Genomic DNA, 20,441 nt, shown 5'->3' with positions numbered 1-20,441 from the left:
GCTAGCGTTACCGTATGCAAGCGGTTTGGCAGCCCAGTAGGGCTCGCGTCCAACCTCGTCACCCCAGGCGTACCGAAGTTCCGGTGCGAAGGCCACTGCTAGGTTGTTCTCGCAGAACGTCGAGAGCCCATCCCCATCGTGGTCGGTCTGCTCATCGCCACCGCACAAGTCATCCGTGACACCGCTTCCCAAGAAGACTCCCGGCTCAGCGGGATTAGGGTCAGAATCCAAGCACCCCACCTGACACATCGGCACAATCGTGACACCGAGTGGAGTGTTCGAGATGACTGAAGTCGCCGCCTCGCCACCTGGCTCCAGAGTGGCTTCCTGAGCGCATCCTGACAACACAATTGAACAGAGCACGGCGGCGATGGCCGCGCCGTATGAGCTCCTTCGTTGAACCATTGATTCTCCGATTTGGCCGACGTGAGTACACGCAGACCTATGGGGTTTCTCGAGGGGGGCTCGATATTGGCGACGGTCTTCCGGGCAAGAGGGACAAGATAGTACCCCAATCGGTCATGGGACGCAACGAGGAGTTTGGAGTGGCAGTAAAGCCCCCCAAGTTCCCACGGCGAGGAGGCCCCGGAGGGGCCGATAAAGCAATCCAGGTCTTGCGCGGTTGGACCCAGATTGCTTCGGCCACTGCGTGACCTCGCAATGACAAAACGTCCTGCCCTTACATGGCCTCGCAATGACTGAAACCGCTTACCCCGGAGGCCAACCGAGGGCCCGACCCCCCAGAATGTGCAGGTGCAGGTGGTCCACGCTCTGCCCGCCATCCTTCCCGGTGTTGGTCACGATCCGGTACCCCCCCGCATCCAGCCCCAGCCCGGCAGCGGTCTCCGTGGCGAATGCCAGGAGGCGGCCCAGCAGCCGCTCCCCCTCGGGACCTGTGGCGTCACGCGCGGCGGCGTGGTGCTGGACCGGGATCACGAGCACATGGACCGGCGCCTGGGGATTGAGGTCGCGGAAGGCCACGGCGTCGGAGGTCCGTCCCACGATCTGGGCGGGGATCTCCCCCGACGCGATCCGGCAGAAAATGCAGTCAGCCATCGAGCCCTCGCTTTCGCGCGACGCTGGTGTAGACCGCCCCCGCCAGGGCGGCCGTCTCGAACCGCAGGATGTGATCGCCGAACCGGACCGGCGTGAACCCGGCCGCTTCGAGCGCACTTCGTTCCTCGGCGGTGAACCCGCCTTCAGGCCCGATGGCGATCGTCACCGGATCGGGCCCCACCCCGGCGGGAGGCACGCCTCCCTCGAGCGCCGCCAGCCAGCGGATGCCGGCGCGCGGCTCGGCGGCAAACTCCTCGAGCGGCACCGGCTCGCGCACCTGCGGCGCCCAGGTCGCGCCGCACTGCTTGATCGCCTCGAGGGTCCGACGCCGGAAGCGCTCGACCTGCGCACCACGAATGCGGGATGCGACGCCCCGGGTATGTTCGGTCTCCAGCGGCACGATTTCCGTCACGCCGAGTTCCGCGGCCTTCTCCACCACCCAGGCGAATCGATCGCGCTCCCCCGCCCCGATGGCCAGCGCCAGCGGCGTCGGCGCCGCCTCGGTGTGCACCTCACCCACCGTGACCACGGCGCCCTTCTTCCCGAGCTCCAGCGCCCCGGCACCCACGCCGCCCGCACCGTCCAGCAGCCGGACGGCCTCGCCGGCTCCGGCGCGCCGCACGCGGAGGTGATGCACCTCCAGGGCATCGAGACTGATGCGCGCCCCCGGGACGAGCGAGCCGACCGGGACCAGGACGTTCACGAGGTCCGCCGGGCCGCGACCGCCCACCAGGCGGCGTCGAGGACCTCGTCCACGATCTCGAATCCCGCCGACGTGAGCACAGGCAGGAAGAGCGGCGCCTCCCCCTCCTCCATCCCCGAAAAGATTGCGAGGCCGCCGGGCGCCACTGCATCCCTGATGGCGGGGAGAAGCGTCACGTTCACCGTACGCAAAATGTTCGAGAGGAGGAGGTCTACGGGGCCGAGGAGCGGGGCGAGCAGTGCGGCATCGCCATCGAGAAATGTGCAAGAATCCGTCACGCCGTTCTGTTCGGCGTTCCTGGTGGCGACCACGTTGGCGTCTTCGTCGATCTCGATGCCGGTGGCGCGGGAGGCGCCGAGCCGAATGGCGGCGATCGACAAGATCCCGCTGCCACTGCCGAGGTCGAGCACCGACTGGCCGGGCAGGAGGTGCCGTTCGAGCAGGGTGAGTGCGGCGCGGGTGGAGCCATGTTCGCCGGTGCCGAAGGCCATCTCCGGGTCGATCACCACCACCACCTCGTCGGCGCCGGCCTTCGCGTCGGTCCACGATGGCGCCACGATGAGTCGGCCGAACCGCCGTGGCTCGAGTCCATCCTTCCAGCGGGTAGACCAGTCCACGATGTCGAGGGGGCGGATCGCTGCGGTGGCAGTCCCATCAGGGCTTCCGGCCAGCGCCTGGATCAGTGCGTTGGCCCCCCCTTCATCTTCGGCAAAGGTGATGAGTGTCCCGTCGTCCCGCTGTTCGATGGCCTGCCCGGTCCGGGCCACGAGCCAGGCGGCCAGCGCGTCTCCCGTGGTGGGCGCGGACGGGGTCACGTCGACGGCCCACCATCCCATCAGCCGAGGGCCTCGCGGATCCGCGACCAGAAGCCCTTCCCGTGGCCGGGGGGATCTCCCTCGTGTTCCGCGAGTTCCCGGAAGAGGCGTTCCTGTTCCGAGTTCAGCCGCTCGGGGGTCCAGACGTTGATCCGGACGTGGAGGTCGCCGCGGCCGGAGTGACCGAGCCGCGGCAGCCCCTTCCCCTTCAGGCGAATGACGGTGGCGGTCTGCGTCCCGGACGGGATGACCACCTCTTCCTCACCCCAGGGAGTGGGGACCGGAAAGGTGCCGCCCAGCGCCGCCTGCGAAAACGAGAGTGGCAGGTCGGTGGCGAGGTGCTCGCCCTGGCGTTCGAAGCGTTCGTCTTCCTCCACCTCGATCAGGAGGAGGAGGTCGCCCTTGCCACCGTTGCGGGGGCCGGCGGCGCCCTGGCCGCGCATCGTGAGGTAGTTGTTGGTCGAGACACCCGGTGGGATTTCCGCCTGCACCGTCCGCTCCGCGCGAATGCGGCCCTCGCCGCGGCAAACTTCGCAGGGGGTCCGGATGACGGTGCCCTCGCCGCCGCAGGTCGGGCAGGGCGCCACCTGCACGAACTGCCCGAAGACGCTGCGCGCCGCCCGCCGCACCTCACCGTTCCCGCCGCAGGTGCTGCAGGCGGCGGCACTGGTGCCCTTCTGCGCGCCGGTGCCTTCGCAATGTTCACAGGTGTCGAGCGTCTTGAGCTTGATGGTGCGCTTGACGCCGGTGGCCACCTCGGCCAGCGTCATCTTGACGGTGACCCGGATGTCCTGGCCGCGCCGAGCCTCGGCGGCGGCACGCCCGCCTCCGCCACCGAAGAGCGACTCGAACCCGCCAAGTCCGCCGAAGTCGCGCATGAAGATGTTGAGCGCCTCGGTCAGGTCCACGTGGTGATATTCGAACCCGCCACCGCCCCGCCCCAGTCCCGCCTTGCCGTAGCGGTCGTACGCGGCACGCTTCTGCGGGTCCCGAAGCACCTCGTACGCCTCGGTGACCTCCTTGAACCGATGCTCGGCGTCGTGCGCCGAGTTCCGGTCGGGGTGCAGGTCCATGGCCTGCTTGCGGTAGGCCTTCTTGATCTCTTCTTCGGTTGCGCCGCGGGCGACGCCCAGCAGGGAGTAGAAATCGCTCACGTCAGCAATCCTTCGACGAGCTGGCTCGTATGCTCGACCAGCCCGATGATCTTGTCGTAAGGCATCCGGGTCGGCCCGAGGACCCCGATGACGCCGCGAAGCTCGCCGGCGCGGTAGGAAGCGGTGACCAGCGTGAAGTCGTTGAGGCGGGGGTCAAGATTTTCGCCGCCGATGGTAATCGTCAGGCCGTCGCCCCGGGTCTGCAGCGCGGTGCGCAGCAGGTCGCGGCGCTGGGTCAGGTGCAACAGGTCCCGCATCTTCGAGTTCGACGCGAACTCCGGCTGGTCGGCCAGCAGTTCCGCGCCACCCAGAACCACCTCCCGCCCGTCACCCGAGAGATCGAAGATTTCGTCCCGCTCGGCCAGGAAGATGTTCAGCAGCTCGTGGCTCTCCGGCTCCGTCGTGGCGTCGCGGAGGCGCTCGGCCAGCGACACCCGAATTTCCTCGACCGTCAGCCCGGCCAGGCGTTCGTTCAGCACCTGCGTCACCCGCTCCAGCGCGGCCTTGGCGATGCTCCCCCGCACTTCCACGAACACGGTCCGCACCGCGCCGCTCCGCAGGTTGAGCACCATCAGGATGCGCTCGCTCGAGACCTGCACCAGTTCCAGCCGCTCGAGCACGATGTGATTGAACGCCGGAGCCACCGCCACCCCCAGTTCCTGGGTCAGCACGCCCAGCACCTGCGCCGTCCGCCGGAGCAGCTGGTCCATCGCGTTGCGGGAGCCGGGGAGTTCCGCCTGCAGGGTCTGGCGGGCTTCATCGCTGAGCGGGGAGAGGTGCATCAGGCTGTCGACGTACACCCGGTAGGCCAGGTCCGTCGGGATGCGCCCGGCGGAGGTGTGCGGGTGGTACAGCAGCCCCTGGTCCTCGAGCTCCGCCATGATGTTCCGCACCGTGGCCGACGACACACCGAGCCCGAATCGCTGGGACACGGTCCGGCTGCCGGCAGGCTCCGCCGTCTCGATATAGGTCTGGATGACCGCCTCGAGGACGTGGAGTTGGCGGGAGGTGAGATGCTCAGCGGATGCCATGGCAGGAATCTAATCAGGCCGCGTCGGCCACCAACGCATCCAGGCGCAGCCACCCCTCGGGGGTGAGCCGGAGCCGCCCGCCCTGCACGGTGGCCCACCCCGCGGCCGCCCAGCGCTCATGCACCGCCGCGGGCACCAGGTTGGCCGAGACGCCGGCCGAAGTGCGCAGCCCCAGGTAGAGCGCCTCGATCCGCAACTGATCCGGGGTCAGCCTCTCGCGCCCCGCGACAGTCGGCTCCCCGCCGTGGACGGCAGCGTCCCACGCGGCGTATTCCCGGACGTTCCAGCGACGCTCCCCTCCCGTGCTGCTGTGGGCGGAGGGCCCCAACCCCAGGTAGGAGGCGCCGGACCAGTAGCCGCTGTTGTGCCGCGCGCGGTGCCCCGGCCGCGCGGCGTTGGAAACCTCGTAGTGTTCCCACCCGCGCTCCGCCAGCGCCTGGCTCAGCTGGAGAAACTCTTCCGCGTACCGGGTCTCGTCCACGGGCGTCGCCTGCCCCCGTGCGGCCCAGTGCCCGAGGGGGGTGTGCGCCTCGATGGTCAGCCCGTAACAGGAGAGGTGATCCGGCTCCAGGGCGAATGCGGCGGCGAGATCGGCCTCCCAGTCCCGGTCCAATTCTGGTGGCAGGCCATAGATGAGATCCACCGACAGGTCGGCGAAGCCCGCCGCGCGCAGGGTCTGCACGGCGCCACGAGCCTGGTCCGCGGAATGGGTGCGGTGCATCCACTCGAGCACGTTCGGCGCAAAGGACTGGATGCCGAGGGAGACCCGCGCGATGCCCGCATCGCGCCACGCGGCGGCGGCCTCCGGGGTCACGTCGTCGGGATTCGCCTCGAGCGTGACCTCCGCGTCGGGGGCGAGGGGCCGACGGGTCCGGATGCCAGCGAGGATCGAGACCAGCGCCGCGGGATCGAGCCGGGAGGGCGTCCCGCCCCCGAAATAGACCGTATCGAGTTCCGGAGAATTGGCCCACCCGGCGTCGTCCTGCACCCCTTCCCACTCGGTGAGCACCGCTGCGGCGAACCGCTCCGAGGGCACGGTCTTCCGGACCGCGATGGAGAAGTCGCAGTAGCTGCAGCGGCGGGCACAGAAGGGGACGTGGATGTAAAGGTTCACGGCAGGAAGGGTACAGCCCGCCGGGGGCCGATGAAAGTCAGGCGCGCAGGAACCGCCGCCCCGGTTCCTGGCGGGCGACCCCGTACATCTCGAGCGCGGAGAGCGCGGGGAGGAGTTCCGCGGCAGGGACGCCGACCACTTCGATCAGTGCATCGAGGTGGCGCGGCGTCCGGTCGAGGGTCTGGAAGACGCGCCGTTCGAAGAGGGTGAGCGGCAGTGCGGGCGGCGCTTCCACCGTGGCCGCAGGCGTTCCCTTCCCCGACACCGCGGGGCGCAGCTCAGGATAGAGCGCGAGCAGGTCCGCGACCTCGAGGAACGGCGTGGCACCGTCGCGCAGGAGGCGATTGGTGCCGATGGACGTCGGGCTGGTGATCGCGCCGGGGACCACCATCACGTCGCGCCCCTGCGAGAGGGCGGCGTCCACGGTAATGAGTGTCCCGGACCCGGAGGCCGCCTCGACCACCACCGTGACGCGAGCCAGCCCGCTGATGAGCCGGTTCCTCCGCTGAAAGCTCCCCGCATTCGGGCGGTTGCCGGGAGGAAACTCCGTGAGGAGGAGCCCCTCGCGTCGCATCCGCTCGTACAGCACCCGGTTGGCCGACGGATAGATCACGCCGAAACCGTTGCCGAGGACGCCGATCGTATCCCCACCGACATCGAGCGCGGAAAGGTGCGCCACGGCATCGAGCCCGCGGGCCATCCCGCTGACGATGCACAACCCGCGTGCCGCCGCGCCCTGTACCACGATCCTGCAGGCGTCGCTGCCGTACGACGTGTGGTTGCGGCTCCCGACCACCGCGACGGCCAGCCGATCGAGCAGTTCGAGGCGCCCGAGCGCGAAGAGCACCCCGGGCGGTTCGGGAATATCCACGAGAATCGAGGGGTACGTGGGATCGCCGGGTACGAGACAGGTGCCGCCGTGGGATTCGACCTCGCGGAGCACCCGTTCCCCCTGGACGACGGAAGTGGCCTTGATGGCGGTGGCACAGGCACTGGAAATCCCGGGCAGGGCGCGCAAAAACTCGAACGGCGCCGAGAGGGCGCCGTAGGCAGTCGAGCAAGCTTCGAGGAGTGTGGTGCGTCGCGCGTGTCCGACGCCGTTCACCAGGCCCAGCGCCACCAGCGCGGCGCGCTCCTGGTCCGAGGGACCGTCCGGCGTCACTCGGGGGCCCAGTCGTCGATGGGAGGGGGTTCGTTCGCCTTGGCGTCGGCCACGAACCGGAACAGGTACTCCTTCAACTCTTCGAGTCCGGCGCCTGAAGCGCTCGAAATGGTGAGCTGGCTGACGGCGTCGGGCGCCTCGAGCGTCGGGACCTCGTCGCCCTCGGGCAGCAGGTCCCGCTTGCTCAGGACCACCACATGCGGCCGATCTGCCAGGGTGCTGGAGTACTGCTGCACCTCGGCGCGGAGTTGGTCGTACACCGCCTGGGGCTCCGGGGCGTCGAGCGGGATCATGAAGGCGAGCACGCGGGTCCGCTCGACGTGCTGCAGGAACTTCAGGCCGAGGCCCTTCCCCTCGTGCGCGCCCTCGATGATGCCGGGAATGTCCGCGACCACAAAGGTACGGGACCCGGAGAGCTGCACCACGCCGAGATTCGGCTCGAGGGTGGTGAAGGGGTAATCGGCAATCTTGGGACGCGCGGCGCTGAGCACGGAAAGGAGCGTGCTCTTGCCGGCGTTGGGTTCGCCCACCAGTCCGACGTCGGCGATCAGCTTGAGCACCAGCTCGATCTCCCGCTCCTGGCCTTCCTCGCCCGGTTCCCACTCCCGCGGCGCCTGGTGCGTCGGCGTGGTGAAGCGGGCGTTGCCCCGGCCGCCCCGCCCTCCCTTTGCCACCAGGAAGACGTCGCCGTCGTGCAGGATCTCGGCGAGCACCTCGCCCGTGGCCAGGTCCCGCACCACCGTCCCCGGCGGCACCGGCATGTAGATGTCGTCGGCGGAGGCGCCGGTCCAGTTCTTCCCCTTGCCGTGCGCGCCGCGCGCCGCCTTCCAGATGGTCTTGTACCGGTAGTCCAGGAGGGTGGCTAGGTTGCGGTCGCCGCGGATGTAGACGTGCCCGCCGTGCCCGCCATCGCCGCCGTCGGGTCCGCCTTTCGGCTTGAACTTGAAGCGCGCGAACGACGAGGCACCCGACCCGCCGGTGCCTGCGATGACCTTCACGACTGCACGATCGATAAACATCAGTTCTCCTCACTCCACCCGGCGCGTACCGCCACCCATAGTTGTTCGATTTCCGCCCACTCGTCGACCGTGACGAACGGCTGCGAAGCCACCAGCGTCGATTCCACCTGCGCAAAGGTGGCGCCGCCGTGCAGCGCCCCCCGCAGGTGCGAATGGAGCTGCCGATGGGTGCACAGCACCGCCGTCTGCGCGACGGTACAGAGCTCCCGGCGCCGCAGGTCCAGGCCCGGCCGGCCGAGCGTCCGGCCATATCCCTCGACCAGCATCCACCGGTCGACGGCGGGGTGCAGGCCGCGCACGTTGCGGCGCAGCTTCTCGTAGTTGTCGCCGTACACCGTCGAACAGGTGTCCACCCCCCGCGCCTCCCACTCGGCCAGGCGGGCATAGTCCGCATCGGCGTCGGACGGCGGCGCCGCGGTGCCGCTTACCTGCCGCCAGACGCCGAACGCGACCAGCGCCCGGGGGTACCCGACCATCAGGATCGACTGCAGCAGCAATTCCTCGACCCAGACCGGATCGACCTGTGCCGTCAACACCGATTCCGCGCCGCGCTGCAGGGCGGACTCGTCTCCTGCGGCCACGGCGGCGGCGAGGCGCACCAGGGCGAGGGTCTGGGGGTCGAGCGCCGAGGCGTCTGGCATCACGGTAGTCGAGTTCAGCGGTTGTGCGGCACTGAACGCGCGCCGGCGGTGTCGTGAAAGTGCAGGTCGCCGGCGGAGCGGAGCGAGCCGGTCGCTTCCTTGCGAGTGTTGCGAATGACCGGCTCGGCGTGGCTGGCGAGCGCCGCGAGCGGGAGGATCGCGCCAAACCTGGTGGCCAGTCGGGCCAGGACGCCGAGCAGGGCAACTTGCGCGCTCCGCATGTCCCCATCGGCCACCTTCAGGGTCAGGCCGAGGCCCAGTTCGGGCCAGGCGGCACTGTAGACCCCCTCGGCTCCGATCTTGGCAATCACACGGCCTTCCGTTTCGCGCATCAGATCGGTGCAGAGCCGCCCGGTGCCCCCAACAAGCTCCGGATGGGACTGCATTGCCTGGCGGACGCGGACCGCGGCCGGTTCCTCACTCGTTCCCAACCGGGCGTAGGCGGTCGCCATGGCGTGGAGGGGCATGGCAAAGCAGACGGTGGTGCACCCGTCCACGCCGAGGACGATGGCCTCGGGGGCGACGCCGGTCCAGCGGCTTACCTCGTCGAGGATGCGGTCCTGCGCCGGGTGGCCGGCCCGTTCATAGCCGGCGGTCGGCCAGCCATGATGCCGCGCGAGGGCCAGCATCCCGCTGTGCTTCCCGGAGCAGTTGCTCCAGGCCGGGGTGAGTGTCGTCCCGGATCTGAGTGCCTCTTCATGCACGGCCGACGAGAGCGGCGTGTGGGGACCGCAGGCCAGATCTGCCTCGTTGCAGCCGATGGCGGCAAGCATGCGGCGGGCGAGATCCACCTGTTCCGGTTCACTGGAGTGGGAGGCGCAGGCCAGCGCGATGGCGTCGGGGCCGAGACCGAAGTGGTCTGCGGCGCCATCGGCGACCATCGGGAGCGCCTGGAACGGCTTGGCCGCGGAGCGCCAGAAGGTCACCAGCTCCGGGTCTCCCGCGGAGGCGACGAGGGCGCCGGACGGGTTGGTCACCGCGAGCGAGACGGCGTGGACCGACTCGACGAGGTCGCCGCGGGTCGACTCAACGCGAAAGGAGGTGGTTGGCATCGGGGTCAAAGATAGCGGGGCGGACCGCCGGGGGGGCCGGGTCCTCCCCTTCCCCTTTGCCCGCGCCGCGCGCACGTTTCGGGGGTCCCGACTATTCACGCTTCCGAGGATCCGCCGTGCGCTCCAGTTCTCCTCCGCCCCCGATGCCCCGCGACCGCGTCCTGAAGCTCATCGAGCGGATGGGCGAGTGCCGGATTGTCGTCATCGGCGATCTCATCCTGGACCGATATCTGATCGGCGACACCGAGCGGCTCTCCCCCGAGGCGCCGGTGCCGGTGGTCAGTGTCCGGGAGCACCGCTCCGCCCTCGGCGGCGCCGCCAACGTGGCGGCCAACGTGGCGGCGATGGGCGCGACCTGCCGGCTGGTGGGTGTGGTGGGTGACGATCCCACGGGCCGGGCGTTGCGCGCCGAGATGGCCACGTTGCGGCTGACCGACACGTTCGTGGAGACGACGGCGGGCCGGCCAACCACCTCGAAGACGCGCGTCCTTGCCCGGGGCCAGCAGGTGGTCCGGATCGACGAGGAGGTGGACCGGCTGCTGGATGGGGCGGAATTGCTGCGGGTGCTGGCCAAGGCGGAGGAGGCGCTCGCCGATGCCGACGCACTCCTGCTGGAGGACTACAACAAGGGGTTGCTGGCTCCGGCGCTGATCCGTGCGGCGATGGAGATTGCCAAGCGGCGCGGCATCCCGGTGGTGGTCGATCCGAAGTTCAGGCAGTTCTTCGACTATGCCGGCGCCACCGTCTTCAAGCCGAACCGGCGGGAGATGGAGGCGGCGCTGGGCGCTGCGGTGGACCTGGAGCACCGGGACGCCCTCCCGGAGGCGCTGACCAAGCTTGGAGTGGACAACCTGCTGCTCACCCTGGGCGCCGAGGGGATGGTGCTGGTCACCAAGGACAGCAAGACGACTCATCTCCCGTCCTTGGCGCGCGAGGTCTATGACGTCTCGGGGGCGGGTGACACGGTCACGGCGTGGGTCGGCACGTGCCTCGCGGCAGGGGCCACGGTGAGGGAGGCGGCGCAACTGGCGAACATCGCGGCCGGGATCGAAGTCAGCAAATCGGGGGTGGCCACCGTCTCGACCGAGGAGGTCCTGGCCATGCACGACGAGCGCTTCGACCAGATCGGGCGGCTCCGGCGGGGCGGGCTCATCTAGCCGGTTCCGGACTTGCCCGACCGTGCCGGCCCCCGTTAGACTCCCGCTCCCGAAACACCGGGCGATTAGCTCAGCTGGTTAGAGCGCGCGCCTCACATGCGCGAGGTCGGGGGTTCGAGCCCCTCATCGCCCATCGACACTGTCGACGCCCCACCACGCCAGCTCGGCGGGTGGGGCGTCTGCTTGGCAGACCGCTTCGGCGGACGTCCGACCCTACCTCCCCAGCCGGTAGCTCATTCCCGCCAGTGCCCGAAGATCGAACTGCGACGAGCTCAGCGTCTCCGCGCCCGGCGCCTCCAGATTGAACGAGTAGATGAAGGCGTCAAGCATCAGGTTCACGCGCCACCGGTCCCCCAGCGGCAAGGTGCTCCCTGCCCCGAAGGTGGGCCCGATGCCGGTGGATGCCTGGTAGGGGGCGAAGTGCGGACTGTCCTGGCTGAGGAAGACCACGCCCGCGCTGACCCACACGGTGTTCTGAATGGTCGGCGTGGTGAAGCGGTACAGCAACGCGGCGGTCACCGCGGTGGATGACGCCGGGTACGTCGTATCCGGCGCGGTGCCAAGGGGGGACTGGACCACCAGCGAGCCGTCGGTGAATCCGAGGGTGGCCTGCACCCCGAGCCGATCGGCGAGCCAGGCCCTTCCAACCACACCGTAGGTAAAGGCCGTGGACGCCTTGGCGCTGGCCTGCCCAATTGGAAAACTGCCGGGGTCCGGGCTGATGGCGAAGTCCGAGGTGGGGGCGAACAGTCCCCCAAATGCCCCGACCTCCAGTTCGGTCTGGGCCTGGAGGGAACCCACGACTCCCACCGCCAGGCTGACGGCCACGGCGCTGATCCACCGAACATTGCGTGGTGACATTGATCCTCCTGGCGCCGGAGCGCCAGTCGAGTGCGGACAGGGGGACGCCAAGGGGGCTGGCACTTCTATGTTAGTGAATTCGCATGACACCGCCAGAGGGGCGGCACGCCCCTGCCCAGTCGTGGGGCAACCCCCCTGAAGGGGGGGGCAGGCGCCGGACGGCTCGCCCGCGCCGACGGCAGCCGAGACATCGGTAGCCCCTCGGACAGGAACCACCGCGCGCTTCACATGCGCGAGGTCAGGGGTTGAGCTCCGCTGCGCTGCGCGTCGAGCCCCTCATCGTCCATCAGTCACCATTCAAACCTCTTCACGCACCTGCGCGTAGGTCAGCACGGCAAACATCCCGGTCCCTCCGAGGGCGTTGCCGAGAAAGGCGGGCACGATTCCTCCGAGGACGGCATTTAGAGGACCGAGTTCGCCGTGCAACACCAGGACGAACAGCTCGGTGGAGCCCGCGACAACGTGCGACAGGCCACCGAGGCCGATCATGTAGGTCAGGATCGTGATCGCCAGGATCTCGCCCGCGCCTTCCATTCGCGGCAGGATCCACACGAGGGCGGCAATCAGGAAGCCGGCAGGCATGCCCCACGTGAGGTGCTCGAGGGGGGTCGCGCTGGCGTAGTGACGCGAAATGGCCAGGATGCTTTCAAGGTGCGGCGCGGGTACAATGTGCACATATACCAGAAAGACGGCGGCCAACAGGCAGCCAACGATGTTGGCGGCAAAGACGATGGCCCAAAGCCGCCCCGTTCGCAGGAGGTTTTCCCGACTGGGCTTGTGGAAGAGAGGCAGGATTGGTGTGACTGTATTCTCGGTGAACAGCTGCATCCGGCCGAGGATGACGATGAGAAAGCCGACCGGGTAGCCCAGGCTCACGACGGCGGGGGCCCAGGATGCTTCGGGCACAACGGTTTGCAGGAATCCCATGGATACCAGCGACATGCTGATGGCGACCCCGGCCGTCACCCCCGACCACCAGAGGGCGCTGAACGGGCGGGACAGCTCATGCTCCCCCTCGGCACGGATCGCCTCGTAGATGACGGAGGTCTTGACCCCCGTCATCTCCTCCACTTGTGCGCGCTCTTCCGTATCCAGTGCCGACCGCTTCGCTGACATCTCACAGGCCTTTCCCGGATGGATGGACTACCGTTAGCCTGAGGTGAAGATACAGCAGTGGACGCCCCTACCCCTCCTCGTGAATCCTGGGTAGGCTGGCCCCCCGGATCGGAGGTCGCTGTGCTCGCCAACTGGATCACGCTCTCCAGGCTTCCCCTGCTTGCCATCAGCATCCTGGCGCTCTTCCAGCCATCCCCTCGGCTCCGCCTCGCCGGGGTCGCCGTGCTGCTCCTCGGCCTCTTCCTCGACACCATCGATGGCATCGTGGCCCGCAAGCGCCAGGAGTCGAGCCTGTTCGGAAGCGTCCTCGACATTGCGGCCGACCGCGCGTACGAACTGGCCATGTGGGTCTGCTTCGCCTACTTCCGGCTGATCCCGGTCGTCATGCCCATCCTCGTCATCGCCCGGACGACGCTCACGGACGCCCTCCGGAGCCTTGGCGTACGTCAGGGCGCAGCGCCATTCGAACAGCACCGGACGCCCATCGGCCGTTTCCTCGTGGGCTCGCCGGTCATGAAGATCGGGTACAGCGTCACCAAGATTGCGGCCTTCACCGGCCTCGGCCTGGCGTGGGCCTTTCGCGCCTTTCCACCGGGCAGCCGCTACGCACGGTGGGCCGATCCGCTGACATCATGCATGCAGGCAGTCGCCTGGCTGGCCGTGACGTTCTGCGTGGTGCGCGGGCTGCCGGTCATCGTGCACGGGGTGAAGGAGTACTGGGGGGCCCCTGCTCCGCCGCGGGGCTGAGTGGCTTTCCCTGAGGGACGCTGGTCAGACCACAATCGCGAGCGCCAGGCCGTCGTATCCCTTGACCCCCACCGTCTGGAGCACCGTGCCGCTCAGCCGGGGATGCGTGCCCACCATTTCGAGATACCGGCGGATGGCCTGGTCGTTTGCGTCGGTACTCGCCGCATCCGCCACCGACCCCTTGCGCACCACATTGTCGGCGACGATGAGACATCCCTTCCGGACGAGCGGCAGGATCAGCTCGAGATATTCGGGATAGCCGGTCTTGTCGGCATCGATAAACACGAGATCGAAGGGGGCTCCTCCGCTCCTGGCCAGGTCACGCAAGGTGTCACTGGCGGGGCCCACCCGTACCGTGGCGACATCGCTGAGCCCGGCCCGGGCCAGATTGGCTGTCGCGACGGCAGCGTGCGCGGGATCAAGTTCAAGGGTCAGGAGACGTCCACCCGGTGCCAGGGCCCGTGCCATCCAGATGGTGCTGTATCCACCGAGGGTGCCGATTTCAAGCACGCGACGCGCACCCATCGCTTGCACCAGCAGGGCGAGCAGCTTGCCCTGGCTGGGAGAGACGGCGATTGAAGGCAGTCCCGCCTCGGCACTGGCCGTGATCGCGGCCTCCAGCACCGGGTCCGGCCTGTTCAGCAACCCTTCAGTGAACTCATCAACCCGGGACCAGGTGTCTTGCATGTCGATACACTCCGTTGACGAGGATTCTTGCGACCCGATGCAGCCGGTCCCCAGCACGCCCGCGTCTCGGTCGCGGAGGCCGGTCGTAGGAAGCCCCGGCCGACTATGACCTCACGATATCGACCGAGATTTCCACCGCCGGCATCGTTCCCCGGTTCTCCAGCCAGTGCGTCGTGTTCCGATCCTCGGGCCACCCCACACCCGGCCCGTACTCCGTGGCGACCCCCAGGCGATGGTCCGTGATCGTGCCTTGCAGTACGTACACCATTCCCGGTCTGTCCTTGTGATCGTGAACCGGCCCGAAGACCCCGCCCGGTTCGATGGTCACCATCCGCATCCGAAGCTGGCGCCCCGCCATCCCCTCGATTTCCGGCTCGAGGTCCAGCGTCGACAGCAGGGTTACCGTAACGCCTCGCGTCTCAGGTGCCGCCTGTTCATCGCTCATCGTAGCCTGCCTTTTCGTAGTGTGGTCATCGACCGAGGGGGGGCGGCGGCTGCCGCGGATGGAGCGCGCCCTGGTCCGGTGCTCACGCGGATTCGGTCTCCACTCGGACCGGCACCGCGCGCACCTCACCGACCACAAAGCGCTCAACGAGGAGCAGGTTGGGCACCCAACACAGCCAGGAGATCACCTGGTATGACGGCCCGAACGGCAGGCCCAACACCTGGCATCGTCGGCGGCAAGCGCGGCTCAGCCCTGCTGAGCGCACGAGTACTGCCGAGCAACGGCCCCTCATGACCACACCCTGTGCCACAAGCACTCTAGGTCGCGATCCGAAATGCCTCCCCCGCCGCGTACGTATCGAAGAACTCCTGGAATCGTGCGATCTTACCGTCACGAAACGTGACGACATGAACAAAGTCCGACTCGTAAACACGTCCCGTCTGTTTCGCTCGGCATCTCATGTGACCCACGACGGCGACCACCGCTTCATTGGCCAGAAACTGCCTCGGTTCGAGCAGCTCTATGTCCTCCGCCTCGCGACCGATCTGGACCCACTCGAGGAAACCCTGATGGCCGCAGTGTGTGCCTGCCGCGGGATTATACGGGTTGTCCGGCTCACACCATACGACATCGGAGGCCAAGTGCGCCAGCATGGCCTGGATATCTCGCCGCGCGAACGCGGCATACAATGCCTGCACCGCTTCAATACTCATGCACCCTCCCATTCCATTCCATTCCGTCCGCATTCCTCCGTCACGCTCGCCCCATGTGTTCGTCGAGCGTACGAACGAATGGCGCATCAGCTGCGGGCCAGGTGAGGCCGCCCTGGCCTTGTCGGCAGCACGCGCGTGTTAGGTGGCGCTCTGCCCGGGATCCTGGGGAGGGCAACGCCTCCACTGCAGCGTTCGAACGATGGACGCGCCGGACGCATCCGTCGTCGGAAGTCGCAGGGTCAGCACGTCGCCGTCCACTTCCATCTTGCGGGTCACCACCACCCCGACGTTGTCTGGAGCGAGCGCCCCTTCCAAGATCTGCGTCACCGTGTGCGCCGCTTCGTCCACCGTGTAACGTCCGAAGTACGCATCGTAGCCGCCCACTGAGCGAGTGTTGTTGTGACCGCTACGACCCGGATCTGGTGCTGGCGATGCCTCACGGGATCGGTCGCGCCGCATGAACTGGGCACTGAAGTGCCCGGAGGCGTGGTAGATCAACAATCCCACCGGATCAGGTCCGAGCCCGGGATCTTCCTTGAGTTCACCTGACTCGCTGTGGTCCTCGCGCCTGGTCAACTCCCAGCACCCCTGTAGCGCCTGGGCGTAGGCGCCCGGCGAACCCGTGACTGTCGACACCGTCGAGTTCCTTGTAAGAGGTTAGGTGATGGAGATCGCTACGGCGGCGATGATCGAACTGGCGCGACCTAGCACCTGTGTCCAGCGGCACTTGAGACAATGCCTGATTTGGCGTCAGCACAAATGGGCAGCGGGTCACCTGTCCGCTGCCACACATTGTCAGGTGCCGGACGCCTCAACGTGCACCTTGACATTGTCGAGAATTGCCTGCCAACCCAGCCGTTGTTGTTCCCCGGAATGCTCGTCCTCCGCTTCAAGGGTCTCTTCAACAGTGACCGAGCCCTCACCAGACTCTACGATCGACACGGATACGCCACGCTCATGGGCAAGCCTGAATGAGATGGACTTCCTGTCCTCAATCTCCATGAATACGCCCTCAAAGTCGAAGCCCATTGATCCGTCTATGGTTTCCATCCGGCAGGAGAAGGATCCGCCCGGCAACAAGTTCAGTGAGGCCTTTGGGGAACACCACTCTTCAGACGCGACATTTCACTGGGTGATAGCTTCCGGCGTGGTCCCTGTCGCCCATACTCGCTCAATTGGTGCGCGGACGGTTGTCGAGACTGAGATGTGCCAGTTACTTCCTCTGCCCACAATATCGTGGCACCTGAGGGACTGCGCATCAGCCGCGAGGGCGCACTCTGCAGCCGCCGCAAGAGGGTCTGCTGCATGCGCTGCGTAGCCGGCACCGCGAAGGCAAGCGAATTCAATTAGCGGGACCCTGTGGCGACGGTGGTCCGAGGTCGAGTGGGTTGACGCAACCATTGAACGTCGGCGCCAGCCTGGTGCCCCCGCGCTGCCTAAAGGGGGAGAGCCAGAGGCTGTCGTTCTGCGGCTGCCCGTCTGGAGTTAATCGCAGGACCGGCATCGGGCAGTGTGGCAACAACGGGGAAATAACCAGCGTCCTCGACTTGAGGAGAAGGGAATCATGGACAGGTGGGCGGGGAAGATCCTGCGGCGCAGTTTGGGCGGACAGCCGAGAGGTCCCAAGGACGGCCAGCGCGACAACGGTTCCGACGAATGGCGAACGCATGTTCAGGTCCTCACGGAGGAGGGTACTGCAGGGCGAAAGCGAGCGGACTCAGCCTGCGGGCTTGATGCATAACAGCCTTGGCTCGTCGCAGTCGTTGTTCAGGCACTGAAGCGTGGTCGAAGACATGTGACTGCACCCAAAGCCGTTGTGTCCGTCTCACGTGCTGCGCATCAGCCGCGAGGGCGCTCTCGGCAGCCGCATGCGGTGGTTAGGCCGAAGCCGGCAGTAGATCACCCGCGAGAATGGCGTACACGGCATGGTCCCGGAACGCTCCTGCCACCCAGTGTGACTGACGCCGAACGCCCTCAAATTGGCCGCCGACTCGCTCGGCGACCCGCCGCGAGGCGACGTTCTCGGTGCGGCATTGGAACTCAACGCGATTGACGTGCTGTTGGGTAAACAGGTGCTCCACCACGATACGGGTTGCAGTGGTGGCGAGGCCCTGCCCCTGGACGTCGGTCGAAAGCCAGTAGCCAAGTTCGGCGACCCGATGGACTGGATCAATCGACCAACAGGGAATCCCGCCAAGCAGCACTGTGCCCCGCCAGAGCCCCCAATGAAAGCCCCGCCCCTCCTGTTCCAGGTCGGCGGCGCGCACGATAAACTCTCGCGCAGCCTCATGGGAGCGCACCGTGCCGGACCAGCGCAGCCAACGATCGAACATCGCGCGGTCGGCATCGACGGCGGCCAACAGTGTTGCGGCATCGCTGGGCCGGAGGGAGCGAAGTCGCGTTTCCGGTGTGCAGGTGAGCTCCATCATGCTCCTGATCATGGCGCTTTCGGCCTAACGAATTGGCGCATCAGCTGCGAGGGCGCTCGCGGCAGCCGCCGCGCGACCTCGCTAGCAGTATAAAGCGCGGCGGCTGCCGCAGATAGAGCGCGCCCTTGTCAGCTGCATGCGCTGGTTAGGCCGCAATGGATGCGTTGCCAGGGCCGAGCGCGGCGCTTAGCAGGCCGAGCATCACAATCACGACCGTGTAGAAAGCCAGCGGCAGGACCAGAAACCAGAAGCGCGCCTTGGAAGTGTCAAGCTTGAACCGGGTGGTCGCTGCTCGGTAGCTCACGACCACAGACCAATACAAGAGCGCGAGGAGCAGGAGATCGAGAGCCGACGATGTGTTGTAGGCCTCCGCATAACTGTCGTAGCGTACTGTTTGAATGAGCAACACAACAATCGCAGGGAGACTTGTTGCGAGGCTCACATATGCCCAGGTGCGCCGCCCCTCGTGCTCATGCCCTGGACGGGCACCGCATAAGTGGAGGCGCAGGCCGTACCACCAACCGCCGATCAGCCAGGCCAATCCTCCTGAGAGCACTCCTCCTAGAACCACTGCAATCCAGACCGAACTCCAGGATTGGGCGAGGCGGACGAAGATGTCGGAAGAGGTCGGAGTGCCCGATCCTGCTTTGGCGAGCTGCATGTCGATGCGGCCTAGGACGTTCGACATGCCGGCCAGCCAAACGACGAGAAACAGCTCCGGTTTCTGATTCAGCGCGTGATCGAGGGCGAAGAACTGACGGGGGCGTCCGAAAAGGCGGAGGAGCCAGGCCGGCTCGAGGGGTGAGGAGTCGTCGACCACGGCGGCAGCTGCTGAAGCTTCGCTCATTGACACGTCCCAAGAATGGATTGCGGCCTAACGTACTGCGCATCAGCTGCGAGGGCGCTGGTTAGACAGCGCGGTCACTCGGAACGGCGCACGAGCTCCCAAAACCCCCTCGGCGACAGTACAGGCAGCAGCACCGTGCCGTGGAGGACCAGAAGGTCCTGGTCGCCTGTGACGAGGACCTCTGCCCCACCCGCGAACGCCGATGCCAGCACCCAGAGGTCGTCTGGATCGCGCACTTTCACATCGGGCGGGGTCTTGGGGCGGGGAATAATCGTTTGATCCCGGAGCAACTGCAGCACGAGCTCCACCTGCGCGGTCGGCACACCCATGCGCTTGTGGAGTACGCGCTCTAGCTCAACGAGATTGACCTCGCCGGTGAGGAGCTCATGCTCGGTGAGGATGAGGCGGACGACATCGGCGCTCAGGCCCCGGGTCGTGAAGGCCGAAACAAGGACATTGGTATCCAGGAAGACCTTCATGACACGTCGCGGAACACATCCTCGTCGGTCAGCAGCCCGCGGGCTTCGGCGAAGGGCATGAGCTGTCGCCGGGCCTCGTCAAACCGGAGGATCGCCAGCTGCCGACGCAGGGCGTCCCGGACGAGGTCCGAGCGAGTGCGGCCCAGGCGCTTGCTGAGACGATCAAGCTGGCGCTGAAGGGCGGGGTCGAGGCGAATCGTGACGGCTGCCATGTAAGACAATGTAATACGGGGTGGCAAAACGGTCAAGCGAGGGGTTCCGCGCTGTCTAACGAATTGGCGCATCAGCTGCGAGGGCGCTCGCGGCAGCCGCCGCGCGACCTTGCCAGCTGCATGCGCTGGCTAGGCAGGCCGCTCTATTGCGATGCTCGCATTACGGTCCATGTCCGATCGCCCGGGAGCACTGGCCGTAACACCGATGCCCATATCTTGCCTGCCCACGAGAAGACTCGTTGGCCATCGCGACCACCACAACAGGCGAAGTATTCGCCCACCTGGGCTGGCGTGAGGGGGACATGATAGTCGCCCCGATAGTCCTCGTAGACCCCCTGGCCGTCGCGCGAGGGCCAGTCCGGCGGCCATTGCATCACAGAGTCCGCAGAACCAGCTCCCCACAATACCAGCTCAAACGATTCGGGCTTCCACCGCATCGCGTCGGGGTGGGAGTACGTCGTCAAGCGGCGAAACAACTCAATGAACCCTGGCGGGGTCTGCGCGTGAAAGACTTGTGGATCGACTCGGGGGAAGGTGATAGTAGAATCGAGTGTGCCTATCAGGGAAACGAACTTGCCTGCGCGTCCATTCCATGCCCAAAGGATAAAGATCCCTAGATCGTAGACCCCAGGGACATTGTCATAGTCACTCTTGAGTTGGAAGAAGTCCGGTTCAAACTGCAACGAGTCTAGAAACGAGCGGGTCGCCAACCGGGACAGTTGGACGGCATCAAACTCAGGAGATTCGCCCCGTGGTTCGCTACGGTAGAGAACGGTGCCGTCTTCGTAGAGAACAAAGAGTGGAACGGAGGACCACGAGACAGGGCCGGACTCGAATGTCCCAGCCGAGAAAGCCGCCACAAGCGGCTGTTTCGGGGTTGTTGTGTCCGGCGGTGGTAAGCCGGGGATGCCGAGTGCCACTAGCGCGGCAAGAATCATTAAGTAGCGGCTCTGCCCAACGAATTGGCGCATCAGCTGCGAGGGCGCTCGCGGCAGCCGCCG

At 66.9% G+C, this 20,441-nt stretch carries 22 protein-coding genes, 1 tRNA gene and 1 pseudogene; 3 read left to right on the top strand and 21 right to left on the bottom strand.

The features are described from left to right. Positions 1-708: 708 nt before the first annotated feature. The 10 genes from R2910_05250 to R2910_05205 are packed head-to-tail and all read right to left on the bottom strand — an operon-like array spanning position 709 to position 9,747. Positions 709-1,056 (bottom strand): histidine triad nucleotide-binding protein, encoded by a 348-nt coding sequence (locus R2910_05250; GenBank protein MEZ4412370.1) that lies wholly within the window; start codon positions 1,054-1,056, stop codon positions 709-711. Beyond that, positions 1,049-1,759 (bottom strand): RsmE family RNA methyltransferase, encoded by a 711-nt coding sequence (locus R2910_05245; protein MEZ4412369.1) that lies wholly within the window; start codon positions 1,757-1,759, stop codon positions 1,049-1,051. Before R2910_05245 ends, R2910_05250 begins: the two co-directional genes overlap by 8 nt. Next, the gene (locus R2910_05240) at positions 1,756-2,595 is read right to left on the bottom strand and encodes a 50S ribosomal protein L11 methyltransferase (protein ID MEZ4412368.1); all 840 of its coding nucleotides are present in this window, start codon (positions 2,593-2,595) and stop codon (positions 1,756-1,758) included. Before R2910_05240 ends, R2910_05245 begins: the two co-directional genes overlap by 4 nt. Then, positions 2,595-3,728, bottom strand: a complete 1,134-nt coding sequence (dnaJ, locus tag R2910_05235) for a molecular chaperone DnaJ (GenBank protein MEZ4412367.1) — start codon at positions 3,726-3,728, stop codon at positions 2,595-2,597. The genes R2910_05240 and dnaJ overlap by 1 nt, the downstream gene beginning before the upstream one ends. Continuing rightward, complete coding sequence (gene hrcA / locus R2910_05230) at positions 3,725-4,759, bottom strand: heat-inducible transcriptional repressor HrcA (protein MEZ4412366.1); 1,035 nt, start codon at positions 4,757-4,759, stop codon at positions 3,725-3,727. The genes dnaJ and hrcA overlap by 4 nt, the downstream gene beginning before the upstream one ends. A gap of 13 nt (positions 4,760-4,772) precedes the next feature. Beyond that, positions 4,773-5,873, bottom strand: a complete 1,101-nt coding sequence (hemW, locus tag R2910_05225; protein MEZ4412365.1) for a radical SAM family heme chaperone HemW — start codon at positions 5,871-5,873, stop codon at positions 4,773-4,775. A gap of 37 nt (positions 5,874-5,910) precedes the next feature. Then, positions 5,911-7,035 (bottom strand): DNA-processing protein DprA, encoded by a 1,125-nt coding sequence (gene dprA, locus R2910_05220; GenBank protein MEZ4412364.1) that lies wholly within the window; start codon positions 7,033-7,035, stop codon positions 5,911-5,913. After that, positions 7,032-8,054 carry a GTPase ObgE gene (obgE, locus tag R2910_05215; GenBank protein MEZ4412363.1) on the bottom strand — a complete coding sequence of 341 codons (1,023 nt, stop codon included), beginning with the start codon at positions 8,052-8,054 and terminating at the stop codon, positions 7,032-7,034. Before obgE ends, dprA begins: the two co-directional genes overlap by 4 nt. After that, positions 8,054-8,695, bottom strand: a complete 642-nt coding sequence (locus R2910_05210) for a carboxymuconolactone decarboxylase family protein (protein MEZ4412362.1) — start codon at positions 8,693-8,695, stop codon at positions 8,054-8,056. Before R2910_05210 ends, obgE begins: the two co-directional genes overlap by 1 nt. Before the next feature lie 14 nt (positions 8,696-8,709). Beyond that, positions 8,710-9,747: an asparaginase gene (locus tag R2910_05205; protein ID MEZ4412361.1), complete on the bottom strand. Its 1,038-nt coding sequence runs from the start codon at positions 9,745-9,747 to the stop codon at positions 8,710-8,712. A 116-nt stretch (positions 9,748-9,863) separates the two neighbouring features. On the opposite strand from R2910_05205, the gene rfaE1 reads away from it, so the two are divergent. After that, on the top strand, positions 9,864-10,904 hold the full coding sequence (gene rfaE1 / locus R2910_05200) for a D-glycero-beta-D-manno-heptose-7-phosphate kinase (protein MEZ4412360.1): 1,041 nt from the start codon (positions 9,864-9,866) through the stop codon (positions 10,902-10,904). Positions 10,905-10,963: 59 nt separating this feature from the next. Next, a tRNA-Val gene (locus R2910_05195) sits at positions 10,964-11,037 on the top strand. An 80-nt stretch (positions 11,038-11,117) separates the two neighbouring features. Here the strand turns inward: R2910_05195 and R2910_05190 are convergent. Then, positions 11,118-11,765 (bottom strand): hypothetical protein, encoded by a 648-nt coding sequence (locus R2910_05190; protein ID MEZ4412359.1) that lies wholly within the window; start codon positions 11,763-11,765, stop codon positions 11,118-11,120. A 297-nt stretch (positions 11,766-12,062) separates the two neighbouring features. Continuing rightward, positions 12,063-12,881 (bottom strand): formate/nitrite transporter family protein, encoded by an 819-nt coding sequence (locus R2910_05185; protein MEZ4412358.1) that lies wholly within the window; start codon positions 12,879-12,881, stop codon positions 12,063-12,065. Positions 12,882-13,001: 120 nt separating this feature from the next. Here R2910_05185 and R2910_05180 point away from each other — a divergent pair, with 120 nt between their 5' ends. Continuing rightward, on the top strand, positions 13,002-13,628 hold the full coding sequence (locus R2910_05180) for a CDP-alcohol phosphatidyltransferase family protein (GenBank protein ID MEZ4412357.1): 627 nt from the start codon (positions 13,002-13,004) through the stop codon (positions 13,626-13,628). Positions 13,629-13,652: 24 nt separating this feature from the next. On the opposite strand, the gene R2910_05175 is transcribed toward R2910_05180, so the two are convergent. The 9 genes and pseudogenes from R2910_05175 to R2910_05135 form a co-directional block, all read right to left on the bottom strand. After that, positions 13,653-14,315 (bottom strand): O-methyltransferase, encoded by a 663-nt coding sequence (locus tag R2910_05175; GenBank protein MEZ4412356.1) that lies wholly within the window; start codon positions 14,313-14,315, stop codon positions 13,653-13,655. A 103-nt stretch (positions 14,316-14,418) separates the two neighbouring features. Further along, entirely contained in the window at positions 14,419-14,760 is a 342-nt protein-coding gene (locus R2910_05170) for a cupin domain-containing protein (GenBank protein ID MEZ4412355.1), read from the bottom strand. Positions 14,761-15,077: 317 nt separating this feature from the next. Then, on the bottom strand, positions 15,078-15,473 hold the full coding sequence (locus tag R2910_05165; protein ID MEZ4412354.1) for a nuclear transport factor 2 family protein: 396 nt from the start codon (positions 15,471-15,473) through the stop codon (positions 15,078-15,080). 138 nt (positions 15,474-15,611) lie between these two features. Then, a complete protein-coding gene (locus tag R2910_05160) occupies positions 15,612-16,109 on the bottom strand; it encodes a lipocalin-like domain-containing protein (GenBank protein MEZ4412353.1) in 498 nt (165 codons plus the stop codon). 159 nt (positions 16,110-16,268) lie between these two features. Then, positions 16,269-16,568: pseudogene (locus R2910_05155) on the bottom strand (SRPBCC domain-containing protein). 782 nt (positions 16,569-17,350) lie between these two features. Then, entirely contained in the window at positions 17,351-17,902 is a 552-nt protein-coding gene (locus tag R2910_05150; protein MEZ4412352.1) for a GNAT family protein, read from the bottom strand. 145 nt (positions 17,903-18,047) lie between these two features. Next, positions 18,048-18,749 carry a hypothetical protein gene (locus R2910_05145; GenBank protein MEZ4412351.1) on the bottom strand — a complete coding sequence of 234 codons (702 nt, stop codon included), beginning with the start codon at positions 18,747-18,749 and terminating at the stop codon, positions 18,048-18,050. Positions 18,750-18,823: 74 nt separating this feature from the next. After that, a complete protein-coding gene (locus R2910_05140; GenBank protein ID MEZ4412350.1) occupies positions 18,824-19,228 on the bottom strand; it encodes a putative toxin-antitoxin system toxin component, PIN family in 405 nt (134 codons plus the stop codon). Next, positions 19,225-19,440 (bottom strand): ribbon-helix-helix protein, CopG family, encoded by a 216-nt coding sequence (locus tag R2910_05135; protein MEZ4412349.1) that lies wholly within the window; start codon positions 19,438-19,440, stop codon positions 19,225-19,227. The genes R2910_05140 and R2910_05135 overlap by 4 nt, the downstream gene beginning before the upstream one ends. Positions 19,441-20,441: the final 1,001 nt, after the last annotated feature.

The sequence above is a fragment of the Gemmatimonadales bacterium genome, from assembly GCA_041390145.1.
GTDB lineage: Bacteria > Gemmatimonadota > Gemmatimonadetes > Gemmatimonadales > GWC2-71-9 > SPDF01.
This window is presented reverse-complemented; position numbering and strand designations above follow the sequence as displayed.